This is a genomic window from Streptomyces sp. NPDC002643, assembly GCF_053592555.1.
This window is the reverse complement of record NZ_JBSFVY010000038.1, coordinates 1-22,726: the sequence shown is the minus strand read 5'-3', so window position 1 is coordinate 22,726 and position 22,726 is coordinate 1. Positions and strand designations below refer to the sequence as shown.

Annotated in this window: 25 protein-coding genes and 2 pseudogenes; 26 read left to right on the top strand and 1 reads right to left on the bottom strand. The window is 71.2% G+C overall.

Translation table 11 applies throughout. The features are described from left to right. Nucleotides 1-114: 114 nt before the first annotated feature. Nucleotides 115-870, bottom strand: coding sequence for a DNA-methyltransferase (locus ACWD4G_RS38210; RefSeq protein WP_451301951.1), 756 nt, complete (start codon nt 868-870; stop codon nt 115-117). Nucleotides 871-1,393: 523 nt separating this feature from the next. Between ACWD4G_RS38210 and ACWD4G_RS38205 the strand changes: the two genes are divergently transcribed. From ACWD4G_RS38205 to ACWD4G_RS38080, 26 genes and pseudogenes are all read left to right on the top strand, one after another. After that, entirely contained in the window at nt 1,394-2,509 is a 1,116-nt protein-coding gene (locus tag ACWD4G_RS38205; RefSeq protein ID WP_451301949.1) for a C40 family peptidase, read from the top strand. 201 nt (nt 2,510-2,710) lie between these two features. Next, nucleotides 2,711-3,004, top strand: coding sequence for a hypothetical protein (locus tag ACWD4G_RS38200; protein ID WP_451301947.1), 294 nt, complete (start codon nt 2,711-2,713; stop codon nt 3,002-3,004). Nucleotides 3,005-3,226: 222 nt separating this feature from the next. Continuing rightward, nucleotides 3,227-3,535 (top strand): DUF6112 family protein, encoded by a 309-nt coding sequence (locus tag ACWD4G_RS38195; protein ID WP_451301945.1) that lies wholly within the window; start codon nt 3,227-3,229, stop codon nt 3,533-3,535. Beyond that, nucleotides 3,535-4,221, top strand: a complete 687-nt coding sequence (locus tag ACWD4G_RS38190; protein ID WP_451301943.1) for a hypothetical protein — start codon at nt 3,535-3,537, stop codon at nt 4,219-4,221. The genes ACWD4G_RS38195 and ACWD4G_RS38190 overlap by 1 nt, the downstream gene beginning before the upstream one ends. A 36-nt stretch (nt 4,222-4,257) precedes the next feature. Beyond that, nucleotides 4,258-5,607, top strand: coding sequence for an SCO6881 family protein (locus ACWD4G_RS38185; RefSeq protein WP_451301941.1), 1,350 nt, complete (start codon nt 4,258-4,260; stop codon nt 5,605-5,607). A gap of 90 nt (nt 5,608-5,697) precedes the next feature. Beyond that, nucleotides 5,698-7,170 (top strand): SCO6880 family protein, encoded by a 1,473-nt coding sequence (locus ACWD4G_RS38180; protein ID WP_451301939.1) that lies wholly within the window; start codon nt 5,698-5,700, stop codon nt 7,168-7,170. Between the two features lie 58 nt (nt 7,171-7,228). Further along, complete coding sequence (locus tag ACWD4G_RS38175; RefSeq protein ID WP_451301937.1) at nt 7,229-7,699, top strand: DUF6238 family protein; 471 nt, start codon at nt 7,229-7,231, stop codon at nt 7,697-7,699. Nucleotides 7,700-7,725: 26 nt separating this feature from the next. Continuing rightward, a complete protein-coding gene (locus ACWD4G_RS38170; protein ID WP_451301935.1) occupies nt 7,726-8,265 on the top strand; it encodes a hypothetical protein in 540 nt (179 codons plus the stop codon). A gap of 48 nt (nt 8,266-8,313) precedes the next feature. Then, nucleotides 8,314-9,828: an ATP-binding protein gene (locus tag ACWD4G_RS38165; protein ID WP_451301933.1), complete on the top strand. Its 1,515-nt coding sequence runs from the start codon at nt 8,314-8,316 to the stop codon at nt 9,826-9,828. 556 nt (nt 9,829-10,384) lie between these two features. After that, entirely contained in the window at nt 10,385-11,299 is a 915-nt protein-coding gene (locus ACWD4G_RS38160; RefSeq protein WP_451301931.1) for a hypothetical protein, read from the top strand. A gap of 180 nt (nt 11,300-11,479) precedes the next feature. After that, nucleotides 11,480-11,863, top strand: coding sequence for a hypothetical protein (locus ACWD4G_RS38155; protein WP_451301929.1), 384 nt, complete (start codon nt 11,480-11,482; stop codon nt 11,861-11,863). A 42-nt stretch (nt 11,864-11,905) separates the two neighbouring features. Then, nucleotides 11,906-12,685 carry a hypothetical protein gene (locus ACWD4G_RS38150; RefSeq protein ID WP_451301927.1) on the top strand — a complete coding sequence of 260 codons (780 nt, stop codon included), beginning with the start codon at nt 11,906-11,908 and terminating at the stop codon, nt 12,683-12,685. Between the two features lie 56 nt (nt 12,686-12,741). After that, a complete protein-coding gene (locus ACWD4G_RS38145) occupies nt 12,742-13,248 on the top strand; it encodes a hypothetical protein (RefSeq protein WP_451301926.1) in 507 nt (168 codons plus the stop codon). After that, nucleotides 13,217-14,308 carry a hypothetical protein gene (locus tag ACWD4G_RS38140; RefSeq protein ID WP_451302074.1) on the top strand — a complete coding sequence of 364 codons (1,092 nt, stop codon included), beginning with the start codon at nt 13,217-13,219 and terminating at the stop codon, nt 14,306-14,308. The genes ACWD4G_RS38145 and ACWD4G_RS38140 overlap by 32 nt, the downstream gene beginning before the upstream one ends. A 52-nt stretch (nt 14,309-14,360) precedes the next feature. Then, on the top strand, nt 14,361-15,056 hold the full coding sequence (locus ACWD4G_RS38135; RefSeq protein WP_451301924.1) for a hypothetical protein: 696 nt from the start codon (nt 14,361-14,363) through the stop codon (nt 15,054-15,056). Then, nucleotides 15,053-15,592 (top strand): hypothetical protein, encoded by a 540-nt coding sequence (locus tag ACWD4G_RS38130; RefSeq protein WP_451301922.1) that lies wholly within the window; start codon nt 15,053-15,055, stop codon nt 15,590-15,592. Before ACWD4G_RS38135 ends, ACWD4G_RS38130 begins: the two co-directional genes overlap by 4 nt. Before the next feature lie 84 nt (nt 15,593-15,676). After that, the gene (locus ACWD4G_RS38125; protein WP_451301920.1) at nt 15,677-16,183 is read left to right on the top strand and encodes a hypothetical protein; all 507 of its coding nucleotides are present in this window, start codon (nt 15,677-15,679) and stop codon (nt 16,181-16,183) included. A 75-nt stretch (nt 16,184-16,258) separates the two neighbouring features. Continuing rightward, nucleotides 16,259-16,780: a hypothetical protein gene (locus ACWD4G_RS38120; RefSeq protein ID WP_451301918.1), complete on the top strand. Its 522-nt coding sequence runs from the start codon at nt 16,259-16,261 to the stop codon at nt 16,778-16,780. Between the two features lie 75 nt (nt 16,781-16,855). Continuing rightward, the gene (locus tag ACWD4G_RS38115; protein WP_451302072.1) at nt 16,856-17,599 is read left to right on the top strand and encodes a glycosyltransferase family 2 protein; all 744 of its coding nucleotides are present in this window, start codon (nt 16,856-16,858) and stop codon (nt 17,597-17,599) included. After that, on the top strand, nt 17,599-18,114 hold the full coding sequence (locus ACWD4G_RS38110) for a hypothetical protein (RefSeq protein WP_451301916.1): 516 nt from the start codon (nt 17,599-17,601) through the stop codon (nt 18,112-18,114). The genes ACWD4G_RS38115 and ACWD4G_RS38110 overlap by 1 nt, the downstream gene beginning before the upstream one ends. Before the next feature lie 23 nt (nt 18,115-18,137). Continuing rightward, nucleotides 18,138-19,325 (top strand): hypothetical protein, encoded by a 1,188-nt coding sequence (locus ACWD4G_RS38105; RefSeq protein ID WP_451301914.1) that lies wholly within the window; start codon nt 18,138-18,140, stop codon nt 19,323-19,325. A 466-nt stretch (nt 19,326-19,791) separates the two neighbouring features. Next, nucleotides 19,792-20,136, top strand: a complete 345-nt coding sequence (locus tag ACWD4G_RS38100) for a hypothetical protein (protein WP_451301912.1) — start codon at nt 19,792-19,794, stop codon at nt 20,134-20,136. Between the two features lie 136 nt (nt 20,137-20,272). Next, nucleotides 20,273-20,614: a hypothetical protein gene (locus ACWD4G_RS38095; RefSeq protein ID WP_451301910.1), complete on the top strand. Its 342-nt coding sequence runs from the start codon at nt 20,273-20,275 to the stop codon at nt 20,612-20,614. A 291-nt stretch (nt 20,615-20,905) separates the two neighbouring features. Next, nucleotides 20,906-21,127, top strand: coding sequence for a hypothetical protein (locus tag ACWD4G_RS38090; protein ID WP_451302070.1), 222 nt, complete (start codon nt 20,906-20,908; stop codon nt 21,125-21,127). Between the two features lie 192 nt (nt 21,128-21,319). Continuing rightward, a pseudogene (locus ACWD4G_RS38085) lies at nt 21,320-22,447 on the top strand (AAA family ATPase); the annotation flags it as partial. Between the two features lie 10 nt (nt 22,448-22,457). Beyond that, a pseudogene (locus ACWD4G_RS38080) lies at nt 22,458-22,726 on the top strand (hypothetical protein); the annotation flags it as partial.

Here is a 22,726-nt window from a genome sequence, read left to right as displayed (position 1 = left end):
CCAGAGAATCCCCGGTTTCGGTAACCGGGACATGGCTGCTATAACGCCAAGCGCGGCACGGCCAGGGCGTGGCGGGCCACACCCCACCGGCTGTTCCACATTGCACGACGGGGATCAGGACGTGAGGGTCAAGTCGTCCTGGGAGAGGGTCTGTTGCATCGTCTCCAATAGCCGCTCATTTGCGATCTTCGCGTAGTGCCGGGTCTTCTCGACACCGATGAACGAGCGGCCCTCCAGCAGGGCCGCGACCCCTGTCGAGCCCGAGCCGCAGGTGAAGTCGAGCACCGTGCCGTCCGGCGGGGAGATCTGCACCAGCTCCCGCATGACCGAGACCGGCTTCTGCGTGATGTGCTGCCTGCTCTTGCCCGACGGCTGCGAGGCGCTGTACAAACCGGGCAAGTAGACGGGATTGAGGGCGGCGTCGATCGGTCCGTTGGACGCCCAGACGATGAACTCGCAGTTCTGGGTGAAGCGCCCCTTCTGGGGGCGGGCCTGCGGCTTGTGCCAGGCCAGCACGCCTCGCCACAGCCAGCCAGCGGCCTGGATGGCGTCCGTGGTGATCGGCAGCTGCCGCCAATCGGTGAACAGCAGCGCCGTGCCGCCGACCTTGGTGAGCCGGTGCGCCTCGGTCATGATCTGGGTCAGCCAGAAACCGTAGGAGCGCTGGTCCATGTTCTCGCCGGTGAAGTCCGGCAGCTCGTGACCGGCGTCGGCGGAGGTGTACTTCTGCTTCGCGCTGCGGGAGGTGCGCTCCTTGGCCGTGCGCCCGCCCGAGTTGTACGGCGGGTCGGTGATGACGGAGTCGACACAGTCGTCCGGCAGTTGGGCGAGGACGCCGAGCGCGTCGCCCTGATGCAGGGAAAAAGGCAAAGAGATACCCCAATTCGGGTCGGGTGAGATGAGGGAGAGATCCTCCAGCTCTCCCGGATAATCCGCGGGACCGAATGCGGGCAGGAAGGCGCCGCGTGTCCGCGCAGCGGGAGGGACGAGGGGAGGAGCCAAAACTGTAGGGCACGATCCCCGGTTGAGCGCTATCGCCGCCAAAAACCCCGAAATCAAGCCTTGATCACCAACGATTTCGGCAACCGGGGATCCGCCCTTACTGTTTTGGAACTGCCCGGCCGACACAGCCGATGGCACATCCCCACCCCTGCCCTCATGGAGGTACCCCCATGTCCTGGCACACCTGACCCGCCCCCGTGCCAGTGCGAGCGGCAACTCGCACCCGTGCGCCCGGGCCCCGATTCACCCACCACCCGGCCGTCGCGCCCTTTCCTCAACACCGCACGCGCCGCCGGGACTTCACCAAGGACCTCGCCATGACACCGCTCCGCTCACACCTGCCCGCGCACCGGCGTGCGGCCGGTGACCGCCTGCCCGGAGGCATCCCCGGTTGAAGGGCGTAGCCGCCGGCATCGGCGTCTTCGTCCTCTCCCCTCTCCTCCTCGCCGGCACGGCCATGCTGATGGCCACCAGCAGCGAGGCCGCCCAGAGCACCTACTCCTCCCTCACATGCGTGGACGACATCGACACCGACACGGTCGTCGAGCAGGTCACCAAGATCCTCAACGGCGCGGACGCCAAGACCGTCCACGTCGAGGGCCTGTCCCTGCCCGAGGAACAGATCCCCAACGCCCGCACCATCGTGGCCACCGGGATCAGCCTGAACGTGCCGAAGAAGGGGCAGATCATCGCGCTCGCCACCGCGATGCAGGAATCGCGGCTGCGCAACCTCAGCTCCGGCGACCGCGAAAGCCTCGGGCTCTTCCAGCAACGGCCGAGCCAGGGCTGGGGCACCGCCACTCAGATCCGCGACCCCGTCTACGCCTCCACCCAGTTCTACAAGCACCTGCTCGCGGTCGACGGCTGGCAGCAGCTGACCGTCACCCAGGCCGCCCAGGCGGTCCAGCGCTCGGCATACCCCGACGCCTACGCCGACTGGGAGGACCTGGCGACCGCCCTGCAGAAGGCGATAGCCGCGACGTTCCCCGACACCGACCAGGACACCAGCGAGATGGACACCGCCTCCAGCACCACCTCCTGCGCGGCGACGGAGGACGGCTCCGGGTACGGCACCATCCCGGAAGGGTCCGTTCCGAAGGGCTACTCGATACCCAAAGACGCCGATCCCAAGGCCCGCAAGGCCATCGCCTGGGCAATGGCGCAGCTCGGCACGATGTACCAGTGGGGCGGCACCTGCACCGCGCCGCACGGCCCCGACCCGATGGGCCGCTGCGACTGCAGCTCACTGACCCAGCAGGCGTACAAGCACGCCGGCGTCACCCTCACCCGCACCACCTACACACAGGTCAACGAGGGCAAGGCCGCGTCTCCCGAACATCTTCAGCCGGGTGACCTGATCTTCTCCCGCGGCAGCGCCGCCCGCCCCGAACACGTCGGCATGTACATCGGCTCGGGACTCGCGATCGAGGCACCACGAACTGGAAAACCAGTTCGAATCACACCTCTCGCGGACTGGGACATCCTCGCCGCGCGCCGCGTCATCTGATCCCCGTTCCGGGCCCGGCAGCCCGAGCTCACCACTCCTGACCGGGGCCCCGCCCGCCCCCCGCGGACGGGGCCCGCAGGACCCAGCGTCCTGCTCGCCTTCTTTCCCCTGACACCACGGAGCACCTCTTTGATATCCCGTCACCGAGCCCAACGTGCCCTCACGGCAGCCTCTCTGGGTCTGGCCGTCGCCGCCGGTGGCGTGGCCACCGCCTCCACCGCGCAGGCGTACGACACCGACACCACCAAGATCTCGTGCAGCGCGGTCAAGGTCCGCAAGTCGCCCTCGACGACAGCCACCACCGTCGGCGTCGCCTACCGAGGCGACAAGATCACCTACGACCAGTGGGTCTACCGGAAGGCCACCAAGACCTGGTGGACCCGGGGCACCGTGACCCGTAAGTCCGACGGCAAGAAGCTGCGCGGCTATGTGATCTACAAGTGCGCCAACCCGTACGGCACCAACGGCGCGCCCACCCCGTCGATCCCGAAGTAGCGTGCCCCGGCCGCCAGTTCGGACTCCGAGCCGGAGCACTGTCGCCAGCGGCACCGCCCGAGTCCCGGCCTCGCCTGAGCCTCACCGCGGTACCAGCCGTGTTCTCGTGCACACCGCGCCTCCCGGCCCGCCGTCGACCTTCGCCCTTTTCCAGGCACTCGCCTCCCTCCCCTTCTTCTGTGATTCCCGCGCGCCGGGCTTCGGCGCGCGCAAGGAGCCTCTTTGCCCCTGCTCGAAACCGTCCATTACCTGGCCTACGACCCCGGCATCACGCCCTCCGGCGGCGGTCTGCCCGGCCTGGCCGTACTGAAGAACGTGGTCAACTCGATCAACCTGTTCGCGATCGTCGCGGTGGTCGGCGCGCTCGCCGTCTCCCTGGGCGTGTGGGCCTGGGGCCACCACACCGGCGGCCACCAGGCCGAGGCCAACGGCAAGAAGGGCGCCGTCGTCGCGGCGGGCGCCGCCCTCGGTCTCGGCGCCGCCAACGGCATCGTGGCCTTCTTCTCCGCCCTGGGGTCGCAAGTCCACTGATGAAGAAACTATTCCCCTCCCTGTCCCGCTACGGCCTCGGCTGGTCCACCCGGCAGCGCGTCACGGTCATCGCGGCCAGCCTCGCCGTCCTGCTGGCCCTCGCTGCCGCCATCGCCCTGTTCACCGGCCGCACCAGCACCGGCGACAGCCGGGCCACCGTCCCGTCGTCCGGGCCGGGCAGCAGCACCTCTTCATCCGCCGGCCCGACAGCGTCGGCCGGAGCCGGTTCGGTGGCGACGCCGCCGCCGGTCGCCGACCCCGTGGCGTTCGCCAAGGCCGCCGCCGCAATGCTGTGGTCGTACGACACCCGCACCACCAGCCGCGATGAGCAGCTCGCCGGGATGCGGGCGTGGCTGACGTCGGAGACCAAGTACGCGGACTGGTCCTCGATCGCCGCGCAGGTGCCGGATCCGGTGCTGTGGTCGCGGATGGCCGACCAGAAGCAGTACGCCACCACCACCGTCACCGAGGCCCACTACCCCGCCGCGTTCAAGCAGGCCCTGGCGGACGATCCATCGGCGATCACCAAGGCGTACATCTACGCCGTCACCGTCACCGGCACGCAGCAGATCGCCTGGAAGAAGGGCGGGGCCGGAGCCGAGGACCGCTCGATCACCCTCGCCGTGCAGTGCCGCCCCAACGCGAACTGCTCTCTGGTCTCCATCGCCCCGAGCGTCGTGCCCTGACGTCTCAAGACCACCTGAGAAAGGAGGGACTCCCCTTTGGGCTTCTGCGACCTTCCCGTCGCGTCCCAGCTCTGTGCCGTCGGCGACGCCGTGGACTTCGCCTCCGACCCCGGCGGGGCCATCGGAAACTGGATGGCCAAGAGCGCAGGCGAACTCGCCGCAGCCGCAGCCGACTTGGCTGCCGAGGCGGTCAACACCACCACCAAGGTCGACCTCAATGCCGGGTGGTTCCGCGACAACTACGAGATGATCCTGCCGATCGGCCTGATCTGCCTCGTCGCCACGTTCTGCGCCCAGCTCGTACGCGCCGCGATCCGCCGCGACGGCCAGGCACTAAACCAGGCATTCACCGGCACCGCCACCGGCGTGCTCTTCGCCTTCACAGCGATCGCCTTCACCACCGTCGCCATCGAAGTCGTCGACGCCCTGTCCGACGGACTCTTCAAAGCCGCCAACCTCGACATCGCCACGGCGGTGCGGCGCATCGTGAAGGTCTCCCAGATTCCAGGTCTTGAGGCACTGGGCTGGCTGGTCGCTGTCTTCGCCGGTGTCGGCGCCGCGATCGGCGCCATCCTCTACTGGTGCGTGATGGTGGCCCGCAAGGTCGGCATCCTCGTCATGGTGACCCTCGCCGTGTTCGCCGGGGCCGGCGGCGGCTGGGAGGCCGCCCGGCGCTGGCGCAAGGGCTGGATCGAAGCCACCGCCACCCTCGTGGTCAGCAAGCTGTTGATGACCGTGATCTTCGTTCTCGGCATCTCGGCGATGGGCAAGACCGAAGCCGAAGACGGCATCGCCGCTCTCGCCGACGTCATGGCCGGCATCGTCATCATGGCCTTGGTGTTGTTGTGCCCGTACGCGACGTTCAAATTCGTGCACTGGGCCGCGTCCGAAGGCTCCGATGCGGAAACGCTGCACCGCTCCGGCGGCGCGGGCGCGCAGATCGCCCGCCAGCATGCCGAGCGTGCCGGGCGCAAGGCCGCCGCCGCGGTCGCCACCGGCGGAGCCGCGGCCGGAGCGGGCGCCGCTCCTCAGGGACCGGAATCGGTTCCGGGCGGCTTCCCCGGCGACATCGCCGCCCACCCCACGCCGGACACCAGCAGTGAAGGCGTGAGCCCGAGCGCGCCGTCAGCCGGCAACGAGGGGATCAAGAGCAGTCTGGACAAGGCTGTTCAGCCCCCGCCGACCAGCCCCCGTGACGACACCAGTGGTCAGATCGGCGGTGCCCACGGACAGGGCGGCCCTTCGGGATCGCCCTCCGGAGGCAGCGGCTTCATGTCACAGCCCGGCGTCGGCACCTCGGCTCCTCCGCCGCAGGGTGCCCCGCCCCCGCCGAACCCGACCGGCACCGCCAGCGCAACCGGAACGCTGCCGCCCACCGGTCTGTGACCTTGCCCGACTCCGGGGCGGCACACGCCGCGTACGTCCTCGCCGCGTGCCGCCCTGGCCACCGCCCCCGCGCACCACCGAAAGCGGCCCTTGTCTGATCTCACCGTCACCCCGCTCACCGTCAAATTCCCCCACCGGTCCAGGCGCGGCATCCTGCTCGGCCTGTCCCTGCCCCAACTGGTCCTCACCTCTGGCGCGTTGGCGCTGCTCCTGGTCACCGTGGTGTCCACCGGGCTGCTCGGCGCCCTCGCCCTGGCCCCGCTGTGGGCCTCGGTCATCGCCCTGGTCGCCGTCCGCCGGCACGGCCGCTCTCTGATCGACTGGGCGCCGATCGTCTGGCGCTTCGCCCAGCGGCGGCGTACCGGCCAGAGTCTGTGGCTGGCCCGGCCGGTCACCCGGCCCCGCCAGGACGGCATCCTGCACCTGCCGGGCACCGCCGCCTCCCTGCGCGTCGTCACCCCAGGCGACTCCGCCAACGGCGGCGCCGCCGTGCATGACCCGCATCAGCAGAGCCTGACCGCCATAGCGCGCGTCTCCTCACGCGCCTTCGCGCTCCTTGACCCAGCCGCCCAGAACCACAACGTGAGCAGCTGGGGCCGGGCCCTGGCCAGTGTCGCCCGGACCGGGCATGTCGCCACCGTGCAGGTCCTGGAACGCACCGTCCCGGACTCCGGCGACACCCTCGCCCGCCACTGGACCCGACGGGGCCGCCCCGACGCCCCGGTCGCCGGACAGATCTACGGCGACCTGGTCGCCTCCGCAGGCCCTGCTGCGGCTCCGCACGAGACGTACCTGGCGATCTCCCTCGACCTCAAGGCCGCCAAGCGATTGATCTCCCAGGCCGGCGGCGGGCTGCCTGGCGCGTTCACCGTGATGGAGCAGACCACGGCATCGGTCGCACAGGCCGCGCGCAGTGCCGGACTGATGGTGACCGGCTGGCTCACGGCCCGCGAGATCGCCGCCGTCATCCGCACCGCCTACGACCCCAGCGCGCTGTCCGCGCTGCAGCAGTGGTCCGCCTCCGGTCGGGCCGAGGCCGATCCGGCCGCCGCCGGGCCCGTGGTCCAGGTCGAGGAGTACGACCGGCTCGCCACCGACACCGCCCGGCACGCCACCTACTGGGTCGAGGACTGGCCCCGCACCGAAACCAGCGCCGGGTTCCTCCACCCCGTGATGTTCACCGCCGGGGTCCGCCGCACCCTCTCCCTCATCTACGTGCCGCAGGGGATCGAGTCCGCGCTGCGTGACGTGCAGCGCACGAAGGCGGCGATCATCGCGGATGCCACCGAGCGTTCCCGCCGTGGGCAGGTCGACTCCGAAGCCGATTCCGTTGAGTACGCCGACGTGAAGGTCCGCGAACGCCAGCTGATCGCCGGGCACGCCGATGTGGCCCTGACCGGTCTGCTCACCGTGTCCGCCGAGACCGACACCCTGCTCGATGCCGCGTGTGCGCAGATCGAGACCGCCGCCGTCACCGCCCAGGTCGACCTGCGCCGGCTCCTCTACCAGCAGCCCGCCGCCTTCACGCTCGGCGCCCTCCCCCTTGCCCGCACGGCCCTGTAGTCCCGCTCCGGCACCCGCCGACGTCCTGCCGCCACGGCAGGAAGGAACTCTTCCCCTTTTGACCTCTGCCCTCCCGGTCGGCGACGCGTACCCGTATCTGCGGGCCGCCAGCGCCGGCATCCGCCACCACGCCCGCACCCTCACCCCCCGCACGGAGCCGGTCTCCTCACCTGCGGACCGCGTGCACCTCGACGTCCTGCACGCGCATCTGACCGCACTGCACCAGCTGCTCGACCAGCTCGCCGAGACCTCCCGGCCGCCACATCCCGCCGCCGGTCGCCATCTGGCCACCGCGCATACCCGGCTGTTCCAGGCCGCAGCCGCCGTGCACGACGCCTACCACCTCCTGCCCGTCGCGGACGGGCCCCCGACGGACACGGACTGCCACCCCGAGCGGCTGCCCGAAGGACCACCCGTCCTGACCATCTGCCGACGCCACCTCGCCGCCGGTCACATCGTCCGCCGCAGAACCACCCCCAGCGACCTCAACACCCCGCTGCACGGCCACACCACCACGTGCAGCCGGTAACCCCGCACCACCGAAAGGCCCCGAAATTGCGCGCCCTGAAGCGCTCCACCTCCGCCGCCGTCGTTCTCACCGCGCTCGCCAGCACTGCAGCCCTGGCCACCGCCACTCCGGCGTCCGCCGCCAGCTACCACTGCACGACCAGCAGCCACTCCGTCGACGACCCGTCGTACAACGGACCCGACTCCGACAACTGGGACCTGGACGTGACGCTGTGCGCCATGCGCTCCGGCGGCACCATCTACACCACCGCCACCGTGTACTGGGACGGCCCCTACGCGGCCAGCCAGCACAGCACCTACACCTTCAACAAGGCCAAGTTCCAACTCCAGACCAAGCGCAGTGTCAGCGGCACGGACCCGATCGTGAAGTCCGGCGCCTACACCGGACTTGAGCACGCGCTCGAACACAGCAGCGGCAACGGCAACGGGTCCTACTCCACCGGCACCCTCACGTACCCGGCGGGAACGGGCCGTTACCTCGCCGACGGCTACATCCAGCTGGACTGGTCCGGCGACGGCAAGAGCTACCGCAGCCCGGTTCTGTTCACCGCCTCACCGGTCGTCTGACCCCCGGACCGCGTCCAGACCCGCCGCCTTCGTGAAAGCCGCCCCGCCATGAGCCACCGGCCCGCGCGCCGTGCCCGCCGCGCCAGCGCCAGCCCCCTGTTCACCCCGCACGGCAGCGACCGCGCCTCCCGTAAGACCGCCCACCGCCAGCTCGCCGAGGCCACCGTGAAGGCCCGCGCCGAAGCAGCTGCCCGCACCGGTGGCGCCGCCGCGGAGGAGCAGGAGATGCCCCCTGCCTTCTTCCCGTCCGCCGGGCGGCCCGGACCCGCGTCCGCCCGCCACAGCAGGCTCAAGCTGCCCGCCCACCGGATGACCACCGCCACCGCGTCCGGGGCGTATCCGTTCCTTGCCGAGGGCGGGCTGGGGGCCGAGGGCATCTACATCGGCCGCGACGTGCACGCGGAGGCGTCGTTCTGCTTCGATCCGTTCGCCCTGTACGGCAAGATCGAGGGCTTCACCAACCCGAATGTGCTGCTGGCCGGGGTGATCGGACAGGGCAAGTCGGCGCTCGCGAAGTCCTTCGCGCTACGGTCGATCGCCTTCGGCTACCGGGTCTATGTCCCGTGCGATCCCAAGGGGGAATGGACGCCGGTGGCGCAGGCGCTGGGCGGCACCTCGATCGCGCTCGGGCCGGGACTGCCCGGAAAGCTGAACCCGCTGGACGCAGCTCCCCGGCCGAACAGTGTCTCGGAGGCCGACTGGGCGGGCGAGATCCGCAAGCGCCGTCTGTTGCTGCTCGGCTCGCTGGCCCGCACCGTGCTCGGGCGGGAGCTGCTGCCGATGGAGCACACCGGCCTGGACGTCGCGCTGGACGCCGTCGTCACCCGGGCCGCCTCGGCCGGACGTACCCCGCTGCTCGGTGACATCGCCGCCACCCTCAACAACCCCGACGCACTCGACGCGGCCGGCGGCATCATGTCCGGCCGCCTCGGCGACGCCTCCCGCGACCTCGCCCACGCCATGCGCCGCCTCGTCCACGGAGACCTCGCCGGGATGTTCGACGCTCCCAGCACGGTGGCGTTCGATCCCAACTCGCCGATGCTGACCATCGACCTGTCCCGGCTGGGCGGAACCGGCGACGACACCGCACTCGTCCTCGCCATGACCTGCGCGTCCGCCTGGATGGAATCCGCCCTGTCCGACCCGAACGGCGGCCGGAGATGGATCGTCTACGACGAGGCGTGGCGCCTGATGCGCCACCCCGGCCTGCTGCAGCGCATGCAGTCCCAGTGGAAACTCAGCCGCGGCCTGGGGATCGCCAACCTCATGGTCATCCACCGGCTGTCCGACCTGCTCACCGCAGGCGACGCCGGATCACGCGGACGCGCCCTCGCCGAAGGGCTCCTCGCCGACTGCTCCACCCGCATCATCTACCGGCAAGAGACCGACCAACTCCATGCCGCAGCAGCCCTGCTGGGCCTCACCTCGGTGGAAAGCGACGCGCTCGCCCATCTCAACCGAGGGCGCGGCCTGTGGAAGGTCGCCGGACGATCTTTCATCGTCCAGCACCTCCTCCATCCGCACGAGCTGTCGCTCTTCGACACCGACGCCCGGTTGCGGTGATCCAACGGGTTCCCGGCGCGCATGGTCATCGACCACGCCTCGGCGCGCGCCTTCCTGCGGCGCGCCTCGGATTCCCTTCGCGACGCGGCCAAGGAACTCGACGACCACCTCGCCTTCCAACACTTCCTCCCCGCACTCACCCGGCGGGAAGGGCCGGCGGCACTTCCCCGGTCCCGGCCAGGCGGTCTCCACCGCTAACAGCGCGCGCCGCACGGGGCTCAGGCCGCTGAGGATCCACGGATCCCCGCCGTCCAAGCGCGGGCCCGGCCGAGTCAACGCACGGTTGGCGCCTCCCGTTTCACCCCCACCCGCATAAGGAGTGCTCTGAACCGCCCCGTTCACCTCAGCGAAGCTGGCTGGGCCGAGTACCAGCAGTGCCAGGCCGAGCACGACGACCTCATGACGCAGGTCGCCGACCGTGAAGCCCAACTGGAACACGGCCTGATCGCCACCTACGACGAGTACGAAATCGACTTCGGTCCGGTCCCGAAGCCGCAAGCTGGCGTCCCTCCTCGGACACCTCCGCCACACCGACCGGCGTCCCACGGGAGAAGCCGTGGCCGCTGACGGGCCGGACACCCCAGACGCCCGCGCGGCTGCGCTCGCGCCGCTTCCCGACCATCGCAACGTGAACACGGCGTGGTGGCAGGAGCTGTGGCGTCGCCACGCGCACATCACCACGCCGTTGCGGGCGCGCGGGCTGCCGTGCGACGTCGAGTTCGGCCTCAGCGCCTACATCGTGCGCGTCCAGCTCCCCGACGACAGCTGCCTGATCATCAGTCCGCCACAGGAGCCGCCTTCCGGGCGCCCTCCCGGAGACCCGGAGGGCTGGATCGCGACCCGCGAGCACCCCGACGACCAGACGCTGTTCGAGGTCCTCTACGACTCGGCCCCCTCCGGCGACCCCGGTGCTCCCCAGCGGCCCGAAGTCCGAAACGGCGGCACCGCCCCGCTGATCGAGGCGATCGACCACCGTCTTGGCCAGCTCGGGCTGCTACCACACCCCGTCTTGCCCCACGAAAGCCCTCACGTGCGTTCACCCCAGCCAGCGCCCCCTCCCCAGGCGCGAGACGTCCCCGGCACACCAGACCGTGTCGCCGTCTACGTCTACGGCGATGCGCTGCGCGCGTTGACCGACCGGATCAACGGAGCCGCGTCGTATGCGGATGCCGCTGCCCTGCTGCACCAGATCCTGGAGCCCACCCACGGCCTGCTGGCACAGCTCGGCGAGTTCTTCGAAGCCGCCGGGGAGAAGGCCAAGGAAGCCGAGGAGGACGACGGCTTCGACCTGTCCTACGACCTCGCCGACGCCGCGGCCGAGATCCGCAACCTCGCAGAGGTCCTGCACGTGGCCGAGGACCGGATGCGGGCCCTCACCCCGCTCGCACCGGCACCGCGGCTGCCCACCCCACCGTCCGCGCCGTCCATCAGCCCACCCCCGCCACCGCGCGGGGCCCGCCGGCGCCTCTGACACACCCGATCGGAAGTCCCCCTGCGCAACGCCGACTTCGAGCTCTACGACAACGCCGGACGCACCGCCGAGCAGATCCGCGCGCACCACACCCGATCCGCCACACGGGACGACCTGCGACGCTGGGCGGACCGCGACGCCGAAGTCTTCCGTACGCAACACCCTCTGCCGCCCGAGCCGTTGCCCGCCCCGGACCTGAGCCCTTACCGCACGGCCCTGGAGGCGGCCGAGACCCCGGCCGAGTTCCACGCCGTGCTCGACACCCTCCTGGACGCGGTCGGGCCGTTCCTGAACGAGGTCATCGATCAGCTGGCCGTCACCGCCAAGTGGAAGGGCCAAAACCGCGGAGCCGAACCCGGATCACCATCCTCGCTGCTGCGCGGTGCCGCCAGCAGCATCGCGTCCGCGCTCGCCATGGCCACCGAAGCCGATCTCACGATCCTCCGCGCGTACTACGACCCGCCCCCGGACCTCGACGCGCTCCTGAAGAAGGCCCCTACCTCGCCCGGTGTGCCTCCGTCCCCGCCTGGCCCGCAAGCCGGGCCGGGAACACCACGGCGCTGACCACCCATGGCCCAACCGGCCTCCACAGCACCTCAGGAACCGATGTCCGCACCTCGCCCGACCTCGTTGTCCCTCTTCGCCACCGCCCTCGCCGAGCGTCTGCCCGGCATGTGGACAAGCGAGTATCACCGATACCGCACCTTCGAGGACCAGTTCCCCACCATTGAACGGCTCTGGGACGTCGGCCACGTCGACTACATCGTCAGCCAGTACGCGCTGGGCCATGACGCCGTCCTGGACGGCCCCGACGGGCAGCAGCTCTACGTGACCGACCGGCCCCGGTATCGCCGCCAGTTCGTGGTGGCCCCACTGGAGCCCGAGGGCTTCACGACGCATCAGATCTCCCCGGTGCGCGAGCCGAACGGCATCGCCGTCCCCAGCAACGCAGTCCGGGCCGCCGCTCACGTCACCCGCCGCCTCCTGCCCCGCTACCGGGCCGCGCTGGCCGCGGTCCGCGACAACGCCCTCGCCCAGCCCGAGCCGCCGCACCGCCAGCCCGCGCCCGAGACCGCCCAGACCCTCACCCTCATCTGGTACCCGGACGGCGTGGTGGGCGCACCGTACGACGCGGTGCCCGAGGAAGCGCGCATGACGCTGTTCGGCTGCCGCTTCCAGTACCGGCCGAACGAGTTCGCCTTCGTGCTGCCGGCTTCCTACAGCGCCAAGGAGCGCGCCCTGCTGGTCCAGCTCGCCGCCCAGAAGCTCACGCTCCAGGGCATCGGCGTCAACTTCCGCCGTGCCGCACCCCTTCCTCCTCCCGCAGCGGCAGCCGCGAGCAGGACGCCGGTGGCCGCGGCGTCAAAGCCCGCCTCCCGGCGGTAGAACACCGCCTCGGCATCAAGGAGTTACCGCTGTCCGCGTCCGATCCCGACCAGCGGATGCTGCTGCACGACATGGCCGACAAGTTCAACGCCGTCTCCGACCAGCTTCCGCTTCCCGACCAGATCCGCCCGGATCCGGCACTGAGCGAGATCCTGGACGACGAAGTCCGCCACCTGGCCCGCCTGCTGGCATTCCTGGCCGGTGAGAGCGCGTTCCGTCACCGGGGGGCCACCAGCTACCCGGCCACGGTCACGGTGCGCCGCACGACCCTCGCGCTCGCGAGTGCCGCTGCCCCCGCCGGTCTCGCGCTCGCCGCCCTCGGTGCCGCCGTCCACCACCTCGGCCAGCTCGCCGACCTCGCCCACCAGGCCCCCGGCCCCGCCCGTAGCCGGGCTCTCGCCATCGAGCAGCAACGGCTCGTGGACCGCCTCGGCGACAGCCGCATCCACCTCGCCCGCGCCGCCAAGCAACTGCGCACAGCCGCCGACACCCGCACACCACCGGCCGCGACCGTGCCCGCGCCGTCTCCCGCTGCAGCCGCTTCCCCTTCCCGTTCCCGCTGATCCCGCACCCCGGAGCACTCACATCCCGTCGCACACCACCGCCCGCCAGGCCGCACTCCTGCTCACCGCTCTGTCCGTCGCGCTCACCGCGTCCGCGTGCAACTCCACCTCCTCCGACACGAGCACCCCGGCCAAGGCCACCCGCACCGCCTCGCCGGCCCCGACCGCCGAGCCGGCGCTGACGAAGAAGGAGGCCCTCGCCCAGATCTCCCGCTACTCCAAGATCAACAATGAAGCCAACGCGCACTCCAGCCGCAGCGTCCTCGACACCGTCGAGGACGGCCCGCTGTACGCGCAGTCGGTCGCGGACTACAAGGAGAACGAGGGTCTGCCCAAGGCCGACCGCGAGACGTACAAGCCCTGGTCGTACGATCTGGACGCCACCGACGTCTACATCCCCCGGATCGCCGCGGGCCAGCAGAAGTGGTTCGCGGCCGTCAGCCTCAGCGGCAAGAAGAAGCAGTACACCCGCGTGCTGGTGATGGCTGAGCAGGCGAAGACGAAGCGGTGGGAGATGGTCGCCACCGTCGACCTCACCGACCCCAAGAAGCTGCCGAAGATCGCCCTGGACGCCCAGGGCTACGCCACCGCCGTGGACGCCACCTCCACCGAGAACGTGGCCGCCCCCGTCGACGTACTGCGCACCGCCATCGGCGACAACTTCGCCACCGGCGGCGGCATGTCCGGCAAGAAGGTCTTCACCTCCTCCAAGGCATCGGCCCGTCAGATCAAGGTCCACGACAAGACCGGCACCAAGTTCGGCACCCGCGGCACCACCCGCTTCTCCCTGGCCGCCACGGAGTACCCCGACAGCTACGCACTCAAGACCACCGACGGCCAGGCCCTCGTCGTCTTCTCCCACACGCACACCCAGCGCGACGCCGTCGCCCCGGGGCTGGAGATCATCCCCGGCAAGGACGACCGCGCATGGCTCGGCACCAGCAACTCCCCCTACTTCACCTACACGTTCACCTGCTCCGACGCCGCCACCGTCCCGACCACACCGGGCAAGTCGACACTGATCGGCTACACCTGCCGGCGCACCGACGCCCATGCATGACCGCCCCGTCGCGACCGGCCGGCCCGGCGCCTCGCCGGTTGAGGAATCGCCCTTGCACATAACGGAGTTCACCCGCGCGCTCGCCGACCGCCTGCCCGGCTGGCGGCACGACCCGACCGCGGTGCCCATCGCCAACGACCCGGCCAGCGCCAGGATCTGGGACAGCGGCCCCCTGCCGTACGCCGCGTTCGAAACGGCCAACATTCAGCGCAGCGTGCTCACCCACCACTGGGGCCTGCAGCTGTACGTCATGCCCCGCCCCCACCGCCTGGGCGAGTACCTGGCGCTGCCGATGCTGCCCGCCAACACCAGCCACCAGCACGTGACGGGCCTTCGCGCCCCGCGCGGGATCGCAGTCCCCACCGACCCCGTCCGCGCCGCGGCCCGCCTGCACCGGCGGCTGCTGACCGACTACCGCCTCTCCGCCCCCACCCCGATCCGGCGCAGCAGCCTGGGCCACCTCCAGGTCCACGTCACCCTCGACGAACGCCGCCGTCCGCGGATCCGCACCGGCTACCTCGGCGCCGTCATCGAACTGCTCGCCCGCGGCGGATTCCTGCTCGACCCCGCCACCGGCGAATGCCACTTGCCGGACTCCCTCACCGACACGGCGGCCCGGCGCCAGCTGACCATCAGCGTGCACCGCCTCCGGCTCCAGGGGTTCTACATCACCATCCCCTCACCCAACGGCCCGCGCACCTACCCGCCCCACGGCCCCGCCGCACCGCGCAGGGGGCAGGTGCGATGAACCCGACCGACGACGACTTCGTCCGCGACCACCTGACCACCTGGCAGCGCCGCATCGAGACGGCCTCCGCGAGCCTGCTCCCGCCGCAGACCGGCAGCGCACAGGCCGCACTCGCGCCCGTGCTGCAGCAGCTGGTCACCGTGTACAACCTGTCCTCCGGTCTCGTCGCGGATCTGCGCCAGACCGCCGACAGCCCCCTCGCGGCAACCAGCGCGGGACGCGCGTACCTGGGCCGGCTGGCCGCCGCTCTCGCACACAGCAACCGCGCCGCCACCCACCTGAGTACGACGGTGACCGGCCTCGCCGACGCCCACCGGCTCGCACCCCGCCCAGGCACCGCCGCCCCCGTCGAGAGCCAGCTGGCCGTCACGCTCGGCCACGCCGCCGCCCTGCGCAGCCTCCAGCGTGCGCTCGCCGCCGTCACCACGCCCGTCGCCGACACCCCGCCCACCACGGCGTACGCACCGGCGTCCACGGTGACCGAGCAGCACGGCCGGGCCGTCGCCAACGACACCCGGCCGGCGCGCCGCCGCTGAACGACGCATCGCCCCCACGAGCCTGGAGCGCTTCTGGCCACCCGTTCCTTCATCGCCCGTCCCACCGCCACCGGCTACGCCGGGGTGTACGTCCACTGGGACGGTTATCCCAGCCATCAGCTGCCGCTGCTGCTCGCCGCGCACCGGCACCGGTTCGTCAGCGACACCGAGGCGATGGCCGCCTACCTCATCGACGACGCGCCACAGGGCTGGTCCTGCCTCGGCACCGATCTCCTCGACAGCGCGCCCGACGCCCTGCGCGAGCGCCTCGCCGCCAGCCGCGACGCGCCCGACATGCGCTACCCGGCCCGGTCCGCCGAGCCGCCGCTGCTCTACACGGAGCGGACGGTGTCCCGTCTGAACTGGGGATATGTGCTGCACCCGCACGGCATCGAAGTGATCAGCGCGCCCGGCGTGGAGCGCGGTCCCGTCGTCGCATGGAGCACCGACCCCCGCGTCCGGCTCCGCGACACCCCGGGCCTGTGGAAGCCCGGCCAGCCGATCCCGGCCAGCACACCGCCATCGGCCACCGCGCGGACCGCCGCACCGGCCCCCGCCGTGGCACCGGCACCGCGCACCCGTTCGCACTGACCCACCCCATCCCTGGAGACTGATCTGTCCACCCGTGCGGTCATCGCCCGCCCCACCGCCGAGGGATATGCCGGCGTGTACGTCCACTTCGACGGCTACCCCGACAGCAAACTCCCGCTGCTCCTGGCCGCCTACCAGTACCGGTTCGCCGGTGACCTGGAGGCGATGGCCCGGCACCTGATCGACGAGGTCCACCACGGCTGGGAGGAGCTGGGCACCGACCTCCTCGACGGCACCCCCGCGCCCGTGCGCCGCTCGCTGACCGGGGGCCAGGAGTATCCCAGCCGCCAGCTCGCCAACGTGTACAGCACCGTCGGCGCCCCGGCCGAGCGTGAACTCATCACGCAGGACGGCACCGACGACCTGGACTGGGCCTACGTCCTGCAGCCGCACGGCATCGAAGTGATCGCCCTCGGGGCGTACGACCGCGGTCCCGTCGTCGCATGGAACACCGACCCGCGCAGCGTCATCCGTGCCGATCCGGGTGCCTGGTATCCGGACTCCCCGGCCCCGGTCGTCCCGCCGCGGTTCATGCCCCACTTGTCCACCACCGTGCCCGTCACCGCGCCGGCCCCGAACAGGGCCGCCCGCCGCTAGCCCACGGCAGCCGTGCACCGATCCGCTGCCTGCCTGGAGAATGCTCTGTCCCCGCGCCCCCGCCCGAAGATCACCGTGGTCATCGCCACTCAACTCCGCCCGGACCGGCTGGCGTTCCTCGTGTCGATGCATGCCAGCCTGTGCCGACAGGGTGTTCCCTGGGAGGCCGTTGTCGCTCTCGACGGCGCCGATCCGGCCCGGCTTCCCGCCGCCCTTGCCGGCGACCCGCGCGTCCGTGTGCTCGCCCTTCCGCGCCCGGTCGGTGCGGCCTGCGCCCGCAATCTGGCGCTCAACGAGGTGCGCACCGAGTACGTCAACTTGGCTGACGACGATGACGAGTTCACCGACGACGCCATGGCGCTGCGACTGCGCGTTCTGGAGGATTCCGGGGTGGGCTGGTGCGCCGGATACAGCCAGGATCTCCATGCGGACGGGACCACGACGCTGTGGCGCTGCCCGACACCGCCCGGCCGACACGCGGCCGGCGACGTGTGGACGTACTGGAAGGAACCGGACGACACCATCCCGATCGGGCCGACCACGATCCTCGCGCGCACCGATCTGGTGCGCGCTGCACCGATGGGCGGCCTGGTCCAGGGCGAGGACTACATGGCCGCGATCGGCGTCACCTGCCTCGCACCCGGCGTCCTGCTGCCCGTGCCGGTCTACCGCTACCGCAAGCACCCAGGCCAGATGACCCGTCAGGACAACTACGACGTCGTGGAGCCGGCAGCCCGCCGCCATGCGTGGAACTACGGGCGCAGCCTGCGAGCCGCCCTCCGGGTCCCGGCGACGAGCGATGCGGCCGGGGTGGTGTGATGGACTCCTCCGTCTCCCAGAGCACGCTCGATCACCTGGCCCGGCGTCTGGACGAGCTGGCCGCCGAGTTTCCCACCAGGCCCGAGGCCGTCGACCCGGTCACACTCGCCGACGACATCGCCATGCTGTCCCACCATCTGCAGCACGCCGTTGAACGTGCCCAGGAGCGGTTCACCGCCCCGGCCATGGTCCACGCGCCGGAACGCCTCGTCCTGGTCCGGCTCGCCCGGGCCACCGCGGGCATGGCGCACGCTCTGGACACCCTGGCCGAGGCGTTGACCTACACCACGACCGGCTTCCAGCGCGAGGCGTTGCCGGACCTCGCCCACTCTCATCTGCGCAACGACCCGCAGGTTCTACGGATGCTGACGGCCGAGAAGTATGTCGCGGCCCGTGCCCGGCTGCGCAATACCGCCGCCGCCCTGCGCACGGCCCCGCCCCCGGCTGGTCCGGCCGTGCCACGCGCCAGCCGGCCGCCCGCCGTCGCGCAGCCGCCGCAGCGTGTCCGTCCCTGAACTCCCCTCCAAGGAAAGCCGAGTTGCCGCCGAACCCTCCCGCTCAGATCACCCTCACCACCAGCTGCGCCCTGGGCCTGGTCGCCATCGCGTCCGGCGAGGAGTACCAACAAGCCCACCACGCCCTCGAAGACGCCGGATTCAACCGCCTGCCCAACGGGGTGTTCGCCGCCCCGCTGAACGACCCCGAGGCCGCCCGGTCCACCGCCAGCGCCCTGGTGCACCACGCCCACCAGCACGGCGTCACCATCACCCCCAGTCCCCGGCCCTACCTCGGCGACATCGGAACCGAGATCGCCTCCCGGCTGCCCGGCGCGTGGAGCGCGACACTGGAGATCTACAGCCACCCGCTGTGGCAGGAGGACCTCTGGTACGGGCTGTGGGACGCCGGCGACATCCACCACGCCCTCGTGGAGTACCGCATCCCGTTCGCGTCCGTGCTGAAGAACACTGCCGGCACCGAACTGCTGCTGATCGAGCGTCCCGGTCACCGCAGCGGCTACCTCCTCGGGGCTCTCACCGCCCACGAGAAGGAGGACCCGCACGACGACCCCACCACCCCGCGCAGCATCGTGCTGCCCGCCGATCCGGGCCTTGCCGCGCACGCCGTCACGCACACGTTCCTGCCCGCCTACCGCAGCGCTGTCCACCACCGGGACCTGAACACCGTCCTGAGAGCGGTGGAGCGGATCCGGGAAGAACACCAGGCCCTGAAGGCGATCAAGGATTCCGGCCGCTACAGCGACGGGATCCCGCTCAGCGACACACGCCTGGTCGCCGGCATGGAACGGGACTTCGCCGACTGGGCCTGGCTCTCCTTCACTGATGTTCTCGAACACGCTCCACGCCTGCTGGCCCGGTGCCGCCCCACGGCCACTCCGTGGCCCCAGGACGCCGCCGCGCTGACCGGCCTGCGCGAAGCACTCGCCGACAGCCAGGACGCCTGGGGCGAGTGGAACGACACACGGAACGAGCTGTACTCGATCCCCCGGATGCTGCCCGCCCACGATTGGAGCCAGATCCGGGGCCGCCTCGGCCTCTCCGTGCTGCCCGCGATCGAGACCTGGCTCACCGACGGCGCAACGTTCGAGCGCCAGGCCCGCGCCGCCGTGCCGGGCGGACCGGCAGCCCTGTCCGCGCCCAGCCCGCGGCTGCTCACCACCCGCCCGGCGCCGCCGCCCACGCCCCCAGCCACCCCAGCGCACCGCTGAACGTACAGATCAAGGATTCGTCTCTGTCCGACCGCTTCCGCTTCACCACCCACCCCGAACACGGCTACGTCGCCGAAGCCGGTCCCCAGATCCCCGGCCATCTGGCCGACTGGCTCCTCACTCGCGAGCAGTTCGAGCCCATCCCTGGCACCGTCGGCCGGTACCGGCTCACCCATCCTGAACACGACGGCCTGCGCCGTGCCCGCCAGGCCGTGCAGGATCTGCGCCGCCTCGGCTACCCGGTGCACACCGCTGCCACCCTCACCCCGGCCGACGATCCCGGCCGACCCCAACCCGGCGTGAGCTACGGCCTGTTGGAACGCCGTACCCGCATCGCGCAGGCCGCGGCCACCCGCTCCCCGCAGACCCGCACCGCCCCGGCAGCATCCCTCCCTGCCTCCGTACCGCGGACCGCTTCCCTGCCCGTGGGCAGCCGAGCCCGGGCAGCCGGAGGAAGGCGGAGCCGATGAGCGCCGCGGCGATCCGCATCACCCGCGGCCCGGGCGGTGAAGTCGAAGTCGACGGTCCCGTCGACACGTTCGCCGCCAGCGTCCTGGCCCGCGCCGGATTCGACACCTACCCCATGCTGCGCGGCGTCTGGATCCGCATGCCGTTCGACCGGGGCCACCGGTGGGAGAACGAACACGCCACCTGGGCGGCCGAGATGCTCACCGCCGCCCGGTACCGCGTCGACCTCGCCCCCGACCTGCGCCCCACCCCGGGCGACGCATCAGGACCGCCGCGGCGCGCGAAGACCGCCATGACCACGCATCCTTCGCACGCCGACACCGCGCGGCGGCCACGTCACTGACCCGGCATACCCCTCCAGCCAACTCACCTTCCCAGAACGGACCTTCCGCCATACCCGCTCGACCGCACCCGCCTGGAACTGCCACAACTACGCCTGCCCGGTCTGCACTGCGCCGCAGCGCGACGAGCTGACCCTGATGCGCTGCGCCATCCTCACTCTGTTGGAACACGGCCGCTGGATGGCCTCCGACAACATCCCCCTGCGCGAGATCCTGTCCTCCGCCAGCAGCGGCTACCTGACCGGCTTTGCCGGCGATGACGTCCCTGCGCCCGCCGCCGAGCACTGGTCCTGGCTGGAGGCCGAGCTGCGCCTGACCGTCGCCCGCGCCGCCGGACTGGACGCCATCAGCACCCTCGACCCGCGCATCGACCGCGTCCTTGCCACCGCCGCCCGCCGCACCTCGCGGCGCCAGATCGACCTCCTCGACCGCGCCGCCGCGCAGTTCACTGAACTCCACACACGCCCCCGCGCCGCCTGAATCCACCGGCACCCCACGCCACCACCCCCTCACAAGGAGATTCCCCCGTACATGGCCGTTGTTGGTACACCCGGCTATCAGAACGTGCGGAAAGGCGAGTCAGGTAGCTGCGGGGCGGTGAGGCCCGCCCTGGAGCATGTCGGCAGTCATTGCTCATCGTTCGTGGTCCAGCCACGCACCGTTGATGTGCTGGAAGCTCCGGGCCTGCCTCGCTTTCGCCCAACACCCCACCGCTTTCCCGCCACCACCGATAGGAGTTCCGCCTTGCCCGAAGCACCAGCAGAGCCGTTCATGACGATCCGGCACACCGTCACCGGCGAGATCACCACCACCGGCTACAACGCCGCCGCCCGGCGGATCCTGCTCAAGGACGGCTTCGAAGAGACGCCCGGCTGCGCCTGCCGAGCGACGGAGCCCGGTACGGAGCGGACGCACGGGCCTGCTCGGCAGCCGGCGAGCTGCTCGTCGCTGGCCATCCCCTGCACCTGGACCGAGCCCTCGGTCGGCCGGTGAGCGCCGACGGTACGCCCCGGCCTGCCCGGTCGCCGATGTCGGCACAGTCCGTGATGCGCTCCGAGAGCGGACAGCCTCTCCAGCGCATCGCCAACCCAACCCGCACCCACACCTGTTGAAGGGCCCTCATTGACCACACCCGGACCGCCTACCAGTCCAGCGCGCACCAAGGGCGGCGAACTACGGGCCAAAGTGGCCCGACTGCTGGCCGACCGGCCGGCGTACACGCTCACCATCGGGGACATGGCCAGGCAGCTGGGCCACTCCCACAGCGCCGTCCGCAACGCCGCCCTCACCCTGGTGCGACGCGGCGAGGCCGACCAAGGCGGAACCGGACAGCCGGAGTTCCGGGCGAACGCGAAAACCGCCGCAGCCGCGCAGACCGCTGTGATCAGCCCACCGGGCACCCACTCTCCCCGCGCCCAGGCGGCCACGGCCCGCACGACCATTCCCGCAGCAGCCACGCCCAGGCAGACCGGCCCGATCCTCCGCGCGGGGGGCCAGCTCTACCGCCCCCGGGAGCTGGCCGATCTGCCCGACGTCGAGGCGTTGAATCGCCTGCGCGACGCCGACGTGCCGGTGCTGCTCTACGGCCCTCCGGGCACCGGCAAGACGAGTCTGGTCGAGGCGGCGTTCGAGGACCTGCTCACCGTCGCCGGTGACGGCGACACCACGGTCGGCGACTTGATCGGCGAGTACACACAGGACGACGCGGGAGCCTACGTCTTCCAGTACGGTCCGCTGGTCACCGCGATGACCGAGGGCCGCGCCCTGCTGATCGACGATGCCACCTTGATCTCACCGAAGGTCCTGGCGGCGCTGTACCCCGCGATGGACGGGCGCAGGCAGATCCAGGTCAAGGCCCACAAGGGCGAGACCATCAAGGCCGAGCCGGGCTTCTACGTCGTGGCGGGCCACAATCCCGGCGTCCACGGCGCGGTCTTGACGGAGGCGCTCGCGAGCCGGTTCAGCGTGCAAATCCAGATCGGCACGGACTATGACCTCGCCCTGGCCTTGAGGATCGATGCCCGGGTGGTCCGCGTCGCCCGACACCTCGCCCACCAAGTCGAACTCGGCGAGCTGGGCTGGGCCCCCCAACTGCGGGAACTGCTCAACTACCAGAAGACCGAGGCCGTCCTCGGCACCAAAGCCGCGCTCGCGAACCTCGTCGGCATCGCTCCTGTGGAGGATCGCGACGCCGTCGCCGCCGCCGTCATCAAGGCTGCCGGCGTCAAGAAGATCGCGCCCCTCACCCTCGGCAAACAGCTCCCCGCCTCGGCCGCCCGGCAGCCCCCGGGCAGCACCGGCTCCGCACACCGGGCCGCTCGCGATGAGCGCCCACCACCACGTCCAGTCCCCGACCACCACGCCGGACGACGACGCCGACCTCGCGCGATGGGACGACGACGGCGCCCCGCCCGCGCAACCCCGTTCCTCCCCGGCCGCGTGGCTGCGCGTGGGAGCCGAACTCGGCGACCGGCTGGTCGCCCTCTCCGGCCGCCCAGACCTCCTCGTCACCTGCCGCCCCGGCACGCGCAGCGGCGCACCGGCCGCGTTCTTCCCCACTCTGGGCGAGGTCGAGTTCGACGCCCGCCTGTT

Excerpts from the sequence above, each read along its gene's own strand:
- ACWD4G_RS38100 (WP_451301912.1), top strand. The coding sequence starts at position 19,792 with ATGAGCGCCGCGGCGATCCGCATCACCCGCGGCCCGGGCGGTGAAGTC.
- ACWD4G_RS38190 (WP_451301943.1), top strand. The coding sequence starts at position 3,535 with ATGAAGAAACTATTCCCCTCCCTGTCCCGCTACGGCCTCGGCTGGTCC.
- ACWD4G_RS38095 (WP_451301910.1), top strand. The coding sequence starts at position 20,273 with ATGCGCTGCGCCATCCTCACTCTGTTGGAACACGGCCGCTGGATGGCC.
- ACWD4G_RS38110 (WP_451301916.1), top strand. The coding sequence starts at position 17,599 with ATGGACTCCTCCGTCTCCCAGAGCACGCTCGATCACCTGGCCCGGCGT.
- ACWD4G_RS38165 (WP_451301933.1), top strand. The coding sequence starts at position 8,314 with ATGAGCCACCGGCCCGCGCGCCGTGCCCGCCGCGCCAGCGCCAGCCCC.
- ACWD4G_RS38090 (WP_451302070.1), top strand. The coding sequence starts at position 20,906 with ATGACGATCCGGCACACCGTCACCGGCGAGATCACCACCACCGGCTAC.
- ACWD4G_RS38145 (WP_451301926.1), top strand. The coding sequence starts at position 12,742 with ATGCTGCTGCACGACATGGCCGACAAGTTCAACGCCGTCTCCGACCAG.
- ACWD4G_RS38150 (WP_451301927.1), top strand. The coding sequence starts at position 11,906 with ATGTCCGCACCTCGCCCGACCTCGTTGTCCCTCTTCGCCACCGCCCTC.
- ACWD4G_RS38130 (WP_451301922.1), top strand. The coding sequence starts at position 15,053 with ATGAACCCGACCGACGACGACTTCGTCCGCGACCACCTGACCACCTGG.